Raw genomic sequence first — 508 nt, 5'->3', positions numbered from 1 at the left:
GCTTGCCCTTCGGCACAGGCCGGCATAGGTAATCATGCGGAACCGCTCGGAGCCCTACCATGACCTATGTCGTCACCGATAACTGCATTGCCTGCAAATACACCGATTGCGTCGAGGTGTGTCCGGTCGATTGCTTTTATGGTTTCGGACACCTCCAGCGGGGTGGCATCACCGAAGGCCACGGCCTCATTCGCGCGCTTGAACATCCCGCTAAGCCCCCCGACACCGGGACGACGCGACGGCGCAGGCTCTTCCCGCAGCATCCGCAGGTAGCCTACCAGCTTTTTTTCCGCATCCGTGCCGCTGGTCCCGAACTTCTCCAGCCCTGCGGTCGAAGCGGGGATCATACCGCTGCCGGTATAATACATCTCCACCCCTTCAGGATCGAAATGCATGAAGTTGATGATGTCGACACACAGATCCTTATCGGTGGCACGAGACCAGATACCCGTGGAATTCCCCGCATAATCGTAATGATGCTGCTTCATCTCGCCGCCCTCAAATCCGT

The 508-nt window shown here is 58.1% G+C and carries 1 pseudogene; it reads left to right on the top strand.

Features of this window, described 5'->3' with window-relative positions:
* Positions 1-59: 59 nt before the first annotated feature.
* A pseudogene (locus TR36_RS15325) lies at positions 60-140 on the top strand (ferredoxin); the annotation flags it as partial.
* Positions 141-508: the final 368 nt, after the last annotated feature.

The organism is Falsirhodobacter sp. alg1, from assembly GCF_000739715.2.
Taxonomy (GTDB): Bacteria; Pseudomonadota; Alphaproteobacteria; order Rhodobacterales; family Rhodobacteraceae; genus Falsirhodobacter.
This window is presented reverse-complemented; position numbering and strand designations above follow the sequence as displayed.